11 protein-coding genes and 1 pseudogene are annotated in these 11,068 nt (G+C 61.7%); all 12 read left to right on the top strand.

Annotated elements, in window-relative coordinates; translation table 11 throughout:
• Positions 1 to 299, top strand: a pseudogene (fleN, locus tag VF672_RS01785) (flagellar synthesis regulator FleN); the annotation flags it as partial.
• Positions 296 to 1,036 (top strand): RNA polymerase sigma factor FliA, encoded by a 741-nt coding sequence (gene fliA, locus VF672_RS01780; RefSeq protein ID WP_331100771.1) that lies wholly within the window; start codon positions 296 to 298, stop codon positions 1,034 to 1,036. The pseudogene fleN and the gene fliA, both read left to right, overlap by 4 nt.
• Before the next feature lie 167 nt (positions 1,037 to 1,203).
• Complete coding sequence (locus tag VF672_RS01775) at positions 1,204 to 1,578, top strand: chemotaxis response regulator CheY (RefSeq protein ID WP_172612850.1); 375 nt, start codon at positions 1,204 to 1,206, stop codon at positions 1,576 to 1,578.
• Between the two features lie 19 nt (positions 1,579 to 1,597).
• Complete coding sequence (locus VF672_RS01770) at positions 1,598 to 2,386, top strand: protein phosphatase CheZ (RefSeq protein WP_331100766.1); 789 nt, start codon at positions 1,598 to 1,600, stop codon at positions 2,384 to 2,386.
• Positions 2,387 to 2,530: 144 nt separating this feature from the next.
• Positions 2,531 to 4,819: a chemotaxis protein CheA gene (locus VF672_RS01765; protein ID WP_331100764.1), complete on the top strand. Its 2,289-nt coding sequence runs from the start codon at positions 2,531 to 2,533 to the stop codon at positions 4,817 to 4,819.
• A 331-nt stretch (positions 4,820 to 5,150) separates the two neighbouring features.
• Positions 5,151 to 6,296: a chemotaxis response regulator protein-glutamate methylesterase gene (locus VF672_RS01760; protein ID WP_331100762.1), complete on the top strand. Its 1,146-nt coding sequence runs from the start codon at positions 5,151 to 5,153 to the stop codon at positions 6,294 to 6,296.
• The gene (locus VF672_RS01755) at positions 6,296 to 7,036 is read left to right on the top strand and encodes a flagellar motor protein (RefSeq protein WP_331100760.1); all 741 of its coding nucleotides are present in this window, start codon (positions 6,296 to 6,298) and stop codon (positions 7,034 to 7,036) included. Before VF672_RS01760 ends, VF672_RS01755 begins: the two co-directional genes overlap by 1 nt.
• A 7-nt stretch (positions 7,037 to 7,043) precedes the next feature.
• Positions 7,044 to 7,925: a flagellar motor protein MotD gene (gene motD, locus VF672_RS01750; protein WP_331100758.1), complete on the top strand. Its 882-nt coding sequence runs from the start codon at positions 7,044 to 7,046 to the stop codon at positions 7,923 to 7,925.
• A 37-nt stretch (positions 7,926 to 7,962) separates the two neighbouring features.
• Complete coding sequence (locus VF672_RS01745) at positions 7,963 to 8,751, top strand: ParA family protein (RefSeq protein ID WP_331100756.1); 789 nt, start codon at positions 7,963 to 7,965, stop codon at positions 8,749 to 8,751.
• 113 nt (positions 8,752 to 8,864) lie between these two features.
• Positions 8,865 to 9,794 (top strand): CheW domain-containing protein, encoded by a 930-nt coding sequence (locus VF672_RS01740; RefSeq protein WP_331100754.1) that lies wholly within the window; start codon positions 8,865 to 8,867, stop codon positions 9,792 to 9,794.
• Between the two features lie 86 nt (positions 9,795 to 9,880).
• Complete coding sequence (locus tag VF672_RS01735) at positions 9,881 to 10,360, top strand: chemotaxis protein CheW (RefSeq protein WP_065987319.1); 480 nt, start codon at positions 9,881 to 9,883, stop codon at positions 10,358 to 10,360.
• On the top strand, positions 10,361 to 10,759 hold the full coding sequence (locus tag VF672_RS01730) for a DUF2802 domain-containing protein (RefSeq protein ID WP_331100751.1): 399 nt from the start codon (positions 10,361 to 10,363) through the stop codon (positions 10,757 to 10,759).
• Positions 10,760 to 11,068: the final 309 nt, after the last annotated feature.

Here is an 11,068-nt window from a genome sequence, read left to right as displayed (position 1 = left end):
TGGCCCAGAGCCCGCAGGAAGGCCGCAACCTGTTTGCCAAGTTGACCAAGGTCACGGATCGCTTCCTCGACGTCGCCTTACAATACGTCGGTGCGGTGCCCTACGACGAGTGTGTGCGCAAGGCCGTGCAGAAGCAGCGTGCGGTCTACGAAGCGTTCCCCCGTTCGAAATGCGCACTGGCGTTCAAGGCCATTGCCCAGAAGGTCGATACCTGGCCGTTGCCTGCCAACCCTCGGGGGCATCTGGAGTTTTTCGTCGAGCGATTGGTACATCAGACGAGCGCAGGACCGGTGCTATGACAGCGAACGGCTACAACGCCTACAAGAAGTCCGCCCGTGACACTCAGGGCGAATTGATCGAGCGCTATGCGCCGTTGGTCAAGCGTATTGCCTATCACCTGTTGGCTCGTCTGCCGGCCAGCGTGCAGGTGGAAGACCTGATCCAGGCCGGCATGATCGGCCTGCTCGAAGTGTCGTCCAAATACGATGCGAGCAAAGGCGCGAGTTTCGAGACGTATGCGGGTATTCGTATCCGTGGTGCGATGCTCGATGAGGTGCGTAAAGGGGATTGGGCGCCGCGTTCGGTACACCGCAATACGCGAATGGTCAGTGACGCAATTCGCGCAATTGAAGCAAAAACCGGTCGTGACGCTAAAGATCATGAAGTTGCGGCCGAACTCCAATTGAGTCTCGATGATTATTACGGGATTTTGAACGATACCTTGGGCAGCCGCCTGTTCAGTTTCGACGACCTGTTGCAGGACGGCGAACACGAAGGGCTGCACGAGGACGGCGCGAGCGCGCATATGGAACCGTCGCGCGATCTGGAAGATGAACGCTTCCAGGGAGCGCTGGCGGAGGCCATTGCCAATTTGCCGGAGCGCGAGCGCCTGGTGTTGGCGCTGTACTACGACGAAGAGCTGAACCTCAAGGAAATCGGTGAGGTCCTGGGGGTCAGCGAATCGCGTGTCAGCCAGTTGCATAGCCAGTGCGCGGCCCGCTTGCGGGGGCGGTTGGGAGAGTGGCGCGCGCGCTGACAGGCAGTGTGGGGACACTGCAGACGCTACCGCGGGGGTATGAGCCTTCGCGGTTTCGTTGCGTGGTGCCCTCGGCAGTCCTTTTTGTGTAACGCCTGTTGAATGAAGTGGCGCGTCCAGGTGCTGGGCGCGTTTAAGACTGCTTGGAGGTCGAATTGGACAAGAACATGAAAATCCTCATCGTTGATGACTTCTCAACGATGCGGCGGATCATAAAAAACCTGTTGCGTGACCTTGGGTTCACCAACACGGCCGAAGCAGATGACGGACTTACCGCATTGCCGATGCTGCAAAGCGGCGCCTTTGACTTCCTCGTCACCGACTGGAACATGCCCGGCATGTCCGGCATCGACCTGTTGCGTCAGGTGCGTGCTGACGAGCGTCTGCGCAGCCTGCCGGTGTTGATGGTCACTGCCGAAGCCAAGCGCGAGCAGATCATCGAAGCCGCTCAGGCCGGTGTGAACGGCTACGTGGTGAAGCCGTTCACCGCGCAAGTGCTCAAAGAGAAAATCGAAAAGATATTTGAGCGCGTCAATAGCTGATGTCCGCTGCGAGGGCGCTATGGATTCCAAAGATTCGACAATGGGTGACTTTGAGTCAACCCTGAAGAAACACGCACAAGAGCTGGTATCGAGCCTTGAAAAAGGCAAGTTCGGCGACGCCGTGCAACTGATCCATGAGCTTAACCAGACCCGCGACCGCGGCCTGTATCAGGAAGTCGGCAAACTGACGCGCGAGCTGCACAGCGCGATCGTCAACTTCCAGATCGACCCGAACATGCCGCAGGCCGAGGAGGTCTCCCAGATCACCGACGCCACCGAGCGGCTGTCGTACGTGGTCCGGCTGACTGAAAACGCCGCCAACCGGACCATGGACCTGGTCGAGCTGAGCACCCCGTTGATGAACGGGCTCAGTACTGACGCCAGGTCGTTGAGCGAGGATTGGGGACGCTTCATGCGTCGCGAGATCAGCGCCGACGAGTTTCGTGATCTGGCCCGCCGCGTCGATGTGTTCCTCACCCGCAGCGAGAAGGAGACCACCGAGGTCTCTGCGCACCTGAACGACATTCTGCTCGCCCAGGATTACCAGGACCTCACCGGTCAGGTGATCAAGCGCGTGACCACGCTGGTCACCGAAGTCGAGCGCAATCTGCTCAAGCTGGTGCTCATGGCGAGCCAGGTGGACCGCTTCGCGGGCATCGAGCACGACCAGGAAGTGTTCCGTCAGCAAAAAGAAGAAGAAAAACTTCACTCCAAGGGTGAAGGTCCGCAGATTCATGCCGATAAACGTGAAGACGTTGTATCCGGACAGGATGATGTTGACGATCTGCTATCCAGCCTCGGATTCTGATTCGGTCATCCGGATTCTGACTTCAGGTTCTCTGTGAAAGTGGTTGCTGGACCCGCGCGCCAATGCTTCGACGAAAGCAATGCGCGCAGGCCGTCAGTGCAGCCTCCGGATCGGTTTGACGGTTAATTTTAGGAGCACCCCCCAATGAGCTTCGGCGCCGATGAAGAAATCCTTCAGGATTTTCTGGTAGAGGCCGGCGAGATTCTCGAGCTGTTGTCAGAGCAGTTGGTCGAGCTGGAAAGCCGGCCGGACGATGCGGACCTGCTCAATGCAATTTTTCGCGGTTTTCACACTGTAAAAGGGGGCGCCGGCTTCCTCCAGCTCAATGAGCTGGTTGAATGCTGTCACATCGCCGAGAACGTGTTCGACATCCTGCGCAAGGGTGAACGGCGCGTCGACTCGGAGCTCATGGACGTCGTGCTCGAAGCACTCGACACCGTCAACAGCATGTTCGGTCAGGTGCGCGAGCGTTCCAGCGTCACCCCGGCCACGCCTGAATTGCTGGCAGCCCTGGCACGCCTGGCCGAGCCCGCCTCGGCAGAAGAAGTCGCCGCGGCACCGGTGGTCGAAGAGCCGGTTGCTGAAGCGCCGTCCGAAGACATCACCGACCATGAATTCGAACAGCTGCTGGACTCGCTGAACGCCGTCAAGGCGCAAGCGGCAGGCGGTGCTTCTGCACCGGTTGCTTCGGCACCTGCTCCCGTTGCAGCGGCACCGGCTGCGGCACCCGCCGGCAGCGCGGCCAGCGACGAAATCACCGACGCCGAATTTGAATCACTGCTTGATCAACTGCATGGCAAAGGCCAGTTCGCCGTCGATGCGGTGCAACCACCTGCCGCGGTGACGCCGTCTGCCGCTCCGGCCAGTGACGAAATCACTGACGACGAATTTGAATCGCTGCTGGATCAGCTGCATGGCAAGGGCTCGTTTTCGGCCGATGCCGTGGGCGTTGCTCCGGCCGCGGCACCTGCCGCGCCTGCGACGCCGGCCACCCCGTCGAAAGCCGCAGGCTCCGACGAGATCACCGACAACGAATTCGAAGACCTGCTGGATCAGCTGCACGGTAAAGGCAAGTTCGAACCTGCCGTCGCGGTCGCTGCACCTGCTGCTGCACCGGCTGCCAAAGCCGAGCCTGTCAAAGCTGAACCGGTCAAAGCCGCGCCGGCTGCTGCAGCCCCGGCTAAAGCCGCCGCTGCACCTGCGCCTGCCCCGGCTCGCGCTGCTGCGGCTCCACCACCTGCTGAAAAGCCGCCGGCCGAAGCCGAAACCACCGTGCGCGTCGACACCGCGCGGCTGGACGAAATCATGAACATGGTCGGCGAACTGGTGCTGGTGCGTAACCGCCTGGTGCGTCTGGGCGCCAACAGCGCTGACGAAGCCATGTCCAAGGCCGTGTCCAACCTGGACGTGGTCACCGCTGACCTGCAGACCGCGGTCATGAAGACCCGTATGCAGCCGATCAAGAAAGTGTTCGGTCGCTTCCCGCGGCTGGTTCGCGATCTGGCGCGTCAGTTGAAGAAAGAAATCAACCTTGAGCTGGTGGGTGAAGAAACCGACCTGGACAAGAACCTTGTCGAGGCCCTGGCCGACCCGTTGGTCCACTTGGTGCGCAACGCGGTCGACCACGGTATCGAGTCGCCGGAAGAGCGCGAAGCGTCGGGCAAGTCCCGGGGCGGTCGTGTGATTCTCTCGGCCGAACAGGAAGGCGACCACATCCTGCTGTCGATTTCCGATGACGGCAAGGGCATGGACCCTGCGGTCCTGCGCGCCATCGCGGTCAAGCGTGGCGTGATGGACAAGGACGCGGCGGATCGCCTCAGCGACACCGATTGCTACAACCTGATCTTCGCGCCGGGCTTCTCGACCAAGACCGAGATTTCCGACGTGTCCGGGCGTGGCGTGGGCATGGACGTGGTGAAAACCAAGATTGCCCAGCTCAACGGCTCGATCAACATCCATTCCACCAAGGGCCTGGGCTCGAAGATCATCATCAAGGTGCCGCTGACCCTGGCGATCATGCCGACGCTGATGGTCATGCTGGGCAACCAGGCCTTCGCCTTTCCGCTGGTCAACGTCAACGAGATTTTCCACCTGGACCTGTCGACCACCAACGTCGTCGACGGTCAGGAAGTGGTCATCGTCCGCGACAAGGCGCTGCCGCTGTTCTACCTCAAGCGCTGGCTGGTCAGCTCGGCCGCCCACGAGGAGCAGCGTGAAGGTCACGTGGTGATTCTGTCGGTCGGCACGCAACGCATCGGCTTTGTGGTTGATCAGTTGGTCGGCCAGGAAGAAGTGGTCATCAAACCGCTGGGCAAGATGCTGCAAGGCACGCCGGGCATGTCGGGCGTCACCATCACCGGTGACGGCCGCATTGCACTGATTCTCGATGTACCGAGCATGCTCAAGCGCTACGCGGCACGACGGATAGGCTAAGCAGGATCGGCTTCGGTAGGCGGCTTGCGATGTTTTTCTGTGGGACCGGCTTTAGCCGGGAAGAGGCAGGCATGAACACCGTGGATATCGCGGCGTGACACCCAACGCCTTCCAGGAGAAAGACCGGCTTCAGCCGGGAAGAGGGTAGGGCGAACGCCGTGGATTTTGCGGCGTGACATCCGACGCGTTCCCGGCTAAAGCCGGTCCTACAGGTCCTGCTTAACGCGCGAAAATTGGTCCCACTGGCCTTTCCGCATCGCCAGATGTGACCCAAGCTACATGATTCAGGGCGTGCGGACCCTCAGGGTGGCGCGCGTTCTTTGGAGTGTTTATGGCAGTCAAGGTTCTCGTCGTGGACGATTCGGGTTTCTTCCGACGTCGTGTCTCGGAAATTCTCTCTTCAGATCCCACGATTCAGGTGGTCGGTACTGCCACCAATGGCAAGGAAGCCATTGAACAAGCCCTGGCCCTCAAGCCCGACGTGATCACCATGGACTACGAAATGCCGATGATGGATGGCATTACCGCGGTCCGTCACATCATGCAGCGCTGCCCGACCCCGGTGTTGATGTTCTCCTCCCTGACCCACGAAGGCGCCCGAGTGACCCTCGATGCGCTGGATGCCGGGGCGGTGGATTTCCTGCCAAAAAATTTCGAAGACATCTCGCGCAACCCCGAGAAGGTCAAACAAATGCTATGCGAGAAAGTGCACAGCATTTCTCGCAGCAACCGTCGTTTCAGCGGCTACGCCAGCGCGCCTGCCCCGACGCCGGCGCCAGCAGCCTCACCCCCGCCGGTTGCACCGCGCAGCGCCTCTGTCGCGCCAGGTTTTTCACGTCCGGCGCCTGCGCCCGTGCGTTCAGCCGCACCGGCTTCGCATCACGCTGCGCCAACCTCGGCTGCGCCCAAGCGCAAAGCCTACAAACTGGTGGCGATCGGCACCTCGACCGGTGGCCCGGTGGCCTTGCAGCGGGTGCTGACGCAACTGCCGGCCAACTTTCCGGCGCCCATCGTGCTGATTCAGCACATGCCCGCGGCGTTCACCAAGGCCTTCGCCGAGCGTCTCGACAAGCTCTGCCGGATCAGCGTCAAGGAAGCCGAAGACGGTGACATCCTGCGTCCCGGTCTGGCGTTGCTGGCCCCGGGCGGCAAGCAGATGATGGTCGACGGTCGCGGCGCGGTGAAAATCCTGCCGGGTGACGAGCGCTTGAACTACAAGCCGTGCGTCGACATCACCTTTGGCTCGGCGGCCAAATCCTACAGTGACAAAGTGCTCGCGGTGGTCCTTACCGGCATGGGCGCCGACGGCCGTGAAGGCGCGCGTCTGCTCAAACAGAGCGGCAGCCAGGTCTGGGCGCAGGACGAAGCCAGCTGCGTGATCTACGGCATGCCCATGGCCATCGTCAAAGCCGAACTGGCCGACGCGGTCTACAGCCTCGACGACATCGGGCGCCATCTGGTTGAGGCCTGCAGCTGATGGATGTATTGACGCTCATAGGGATCATTCTGGCGTTTGTCGCCATCATTGGCGGCAACTTCCTTGAAGGCGGGCACCTGGGCGCATTGCTCAATGGCCCGGCTGCGCTGATCGTGCTCGGCGGTACGCTGGCGGCCTGCCTGCTGCAGACGCCAATGAGCGCGTTCAAGCGAGCCATGCAAATCTTTATCTGGATTCTGTTTCCGCCGCGTATCGACCTGGCCGGCGGCATCGACCGCGTCGTGTCCTGGAGCCTCACGGCGCGCAAAGAGGGCTTGCTGGGCCTTGAAGCCGTGGCGGACTCGGAGCCCGATGCCTATTCACGCAAGGGCCTGCAACTGTTGGTTGACGGCGCTGAGCCTGCAGCCATCCGCGGCATTCTCGAAGTGGACTTCATCACCCAGGAAAGCCGCGACATCCAGGCCGCAAAAGTCTACGAAAGCATGGGCGGTTACGCGCCCACGATCGGCATCATCGGCGCGGTCATGGGCCTGATCCATGTGATGGGCAACCTGGCCGACCCCAGTCAACTGGGCAGCGGTATTGCCGTCGCGTTTATTGCCACTATTTATGGCGTGGCGTCCGCCAACCTGATTCTTCTGCCGGTGGCGAACAAGCTCAAGGCCGTGGCGATGCGCCAGTCGCGGTACCGGGAGATGCTCCTCGAAGGCCTGCTGTCGATAGCCGAAGGCGAGAACCCGCGCTCGATCGAACTGAAGCTGCAAGGCTTCATGGAGTGATGGACTGATGGCCCGCCGACGTCGCCACGAAGAGCACGAGAATCACGAACGCTGGCTGGTGTCCTATGCGGACTTCATCACCTTGCTGTTCGCTTTTTTCGTGGTCATGTATTCCATCTCTTCGCTGAACGAAGGCAAATACAAAGTTCTGTCCGAGGCGCTGGTCGGGGTGTTCAACGAACCCGAGCGCAGCGTCAGGCCGATCCCCATTGGCGAGCAGAAGCCGCAGACCGTCCGGCCCGCCGATCCGCTGGTGCAGGACAGCGAGCAGACGGACGCGGCGTTGGGGCAGGGCGCCAACGACCCGCTGAAGTCGATCGCCGATGACGTCAACGCAGCGTTCGGCGACCTGATTGCCTCCAAACAGATGACGGTACGCGGCAACGAGCTGTGGATCGAGATCGAGCTCAATTCCAGTCTGCTGTTTGGCAGCGGCGACGCCATGCCGAGCAACCAGGCCTTCGACCTGATCGACAAGGTCGCGAAGATCATCAAGCCGTTCGACAACCCGGTACACGTCGAAGGCTTCACGGACAACCAGCCGATCAACACAGGCCAGTTCCCGACCAACTGGGAACTGTCGTCGGCGCGCTCGTCGAGCATCGTACGCATGCTGGCCATGGACGGGATCAACCCGGCGCGGCTGGCCTCGGTCGGCTATGGCGAATTCCAGCCGCTGACCTCCAACGCCACCGCCGATGGCCGCGCGCGCAACCGTCGCGTGGTCCTGGTGATCTCGCGCAACCTGGAGGTGCGCCGCAGCCTCACGGGCTCGGGCGCCACTGCCAACGCAAAACCCGATGCCGCGCTGCGCCGTGCTGGCACACAAACTGCACCGGTCCCGTCCAAGCCGCCGCAAGGCGTCAAATCTTCGTCATCTGCCCCTTAAACCCGGTCGTCACTTTGGTCCGGGGGGAAACGAGTACATGAGAGTCTGGGCAGTAGCCAATCAGAAAGGCGGGGTCGGCAAGACCACCACCTCCATCGCTTTAGCCGGTTTGCTGGCGGAGGCGGGCAAGCGCGTGGTCGTGGTGGACCTCGATCCCCACGGCTCGATGACCAGCTATTTCGGGCATAACCCCGATGCGCTGGAGCACAGCTGCTTCGACCTGTTCCTGCACAAAGGCGTCGTGCCGGACGGCTTGCCCGGCCAACTGCTGTTGCCCACCAGCGACAAACGCATCTCCCTGCTGCCTTCCAGCACCGCACTGGCCACCCTTGAGCGCCAGTCGCCGGGGCAGAGCGGCCTGGGGCTGGTGATTGCCAAGAGCCTGGCGCAACTGTGGCAGGACTTTGATTACGCGATCATCGACAGCCCGCCGCTGCTTGGTGTGTTGATGGTCAACGCCCTGGCGGCGAGCCAGCAACTGGCGATCCCGGTGCAGACTGAATTTCTTGCGGTGAAGGGCCTGGAGCGCATGGTCAACACGCTGGCGATGATCAACCGCTCGCGCAAGGTGCCGTTGCCTTACACCATCGTGCCGACGCTGTTCGACCGCCGCACCCAGGCCTCGATGAGCACCCTCAAGCTGCTGCGCGACAGCTTCCCGGACAACGTCTGGAATGCCTACATTCCGGTGGACACCCGGCTGCGCGATGCCAGCCGCGCCGGCGTGACGCCCTCGCAGTTCGACAACAAGAGCCGTGGTGTGCTGGCGTACCGCGCCTTGCTCAAGCACATGCTGACCGAACAACTCGTCGGGCAGGTGGCTTGAGTGCCCGCTGATCATTATTTATCGAGCGGCGCGCCTGCACGCTCAAGTCCGCCCGCTATGCAGCCGATATCTGTTTCAGGCGGTAATCGCACCACTACTTTTCGGGCTCCCGTATGAACCGCCCTCTGGACATCGCTTCACGACCACAACTGGCCCTGCAGAACTACCTGGACGCGTTGCTGCAAGACGCGACCGAGGAGCTGGAGGTCGTCGAGTCCGTCGATGAATTTCAAGCGGCCGTGCTCGAAGAGCAGGCCCACGACGCACGCATGCGTTCTGCGGTCGCCGCCGCTGTGGCCGCCGCCTTGCCGGTCCCGTCGCCTGCGCCGATGAGTCGCCCTGCGCCGGTGTCGCTGGCGTATTCGGCGCAGCCTGAACCGGCTGCCGCGCGGGTGATGGAGCGGCCCGTGGTGATGCCGCCGGTGATTCTGCCGCCGGTGATCGTGCCGGTGCTAGAGCCTGTGATTGAAGCGCCGGTGGTGGAAGAACCGCCAGTCGCGCTGGTCGAGCCGGTGGTTGATCTGCATCGGTCTGCCCAGCGCACGCCGACGCCGCCGCCCACTGGCGACGAGCGTCCGGCCTGGGCCGCCGAGCCGTTCGAATGCCTGCTGTTCGACGTTGCCGGTCTGACCCTAGCGGTGCCGCTGGTGTGTCTGGGCTCGATCTATCCGTTGGCGGGCCATGACCTGACGCCGCTGTTCGGTCAGCCGGACTGGTTTCTGGGGATCCTGCCCAGCCAGGCGGGCAATTTGAAGGTGCTGGACACGGCGCGCTGGATCATGCCGGACCGGTATCGCGACGATTTCCGTCAGGGCCTGCAATACGTGATCTCGGTTCAGGGCTATGAGTGGGGGTTGGCGGTGCATCAGGTCAGCCGTTCGCTGCGCCTGGACCCCAACGAAATCAAATGGCGCACCCATCGCGGTCAACGGCCCTGGCTTGCCGGGACGGTGATCGAGCACATGTGTGCGCTGCTGGACGTGTCGGAGCTGGCCGAGCTGATTGCCAGCGGCGCGGTCAAGCAGATGCACAAGCTTAAGTAGCATCAGTCAATAAAAGATCATCACATCAACACAGGCCGGCGTACGAAACGCCGACCGCACCGCACAACACGCAAGGGGTTAGGGGTATGAAGAAGTCGTCAGCACAGGGTTCCGAAGATCCGATTCTGCAATGGGTCACCTTCCGCCTGGACAACGAGTCGTATGGCATCAACGTGATGCAGGTTCAGGAAGTGCTGCGCTACACCGAGATCGCTCCGGTCCCGGGCGCGCCAAGCTACGTGCTGGGGATCATCAACCTGCGCGGCAACGTCGTCACTGTGATCGACACCCGTCAGCGCTTTGGTCTGCCGCCGGTTGAAGTCAGCGACAACACGCGTATTGTGATCATCGAGGCCGACAAGCAAGTGGTCGGGATCCTGGTCGATAGCGTGGCTGAAGTGGTTTACCTGCGTCAGTCGGAAGTCGAAACCGCGCCGAACGTGGGCAACGACGAGTCCGCCAAATTCATCCAGGGCGTGTGCAACAAGAACGGCGAACTGCTGATCCTCGTGGAGCTGGACAAAATGATGTCCGAGGAAGAGTGGTCCGAGCTGGAGAACATCTGATTGATTCTTGATGTGGCGGTAATTTTTCTGGCGGTGTTGTGGGTCGCGAGCGTTGCAATGTTCATGGCCCACACCAAACGCCTGCGCACACTGGCCACGCAGCAGCTGGAGGCGGATTCGCTGCGTGATCAGCGCATCCGCGACCTGGCCCGGCGCCTGGAGAACTACCAGGGCGGCACGGTGAAAATGGGCGAGGAGCTGCACGAGTTGCGTTCCCTCGTTGCGTTGCTGCCGGACAAGATCACCGCGCTTGAACAGCGCGATCCCTCGACCCTGTCCTTCGCCCAGGCCGCCCGCCTGGTCGGCATGGGCGCCAGCATCGACGAACTCACCCAATCCTGCGGCCTGACCCAGGCCGAAGCGCAACTGATGACCAAGATGCACGGCAATAACCGCTAGGTGAGGGGTTGCCGTCGCTGCGCGGACGCGCTCTCGCTTACCCGCGATGTCAACACGCCAGGTATCTGCGGACAAATGACAGGTAGGAGTGCGCTTGCTCGCGAATGGGCCTATCAACCCTCGAATAGTCAGGGGATGTACCGGCGTCTTCGCCAGCAAGCCGGCTCCTATGTATGGACTCGCCTCCACTGTCTACCCGCTTTTCAAACACTGCCACCCGGTTGCATCTATGTATAAGGCCTGTTCGAGGAAGCCACTCTGGGCTTCTGGCCAACATTGGTTGAGCTCGCGGTATGCCTATTACAGTTA

The sequence above is a fragment of the Pseudomonas sp. genome, from assembly GCF_036387035.1.
In the GTDB taxonomy this organism is placed as follows: Bacteria; Pseudomonadota; Gammaproteobacteria; order Pseudomonadales; family Pseudomonadaceae; genus Aquipseudomonas.
Note: the sequence above shows the minus strand (reverse complement) of the source record. Positions and strands in the feature narration are given on the sequence as shown.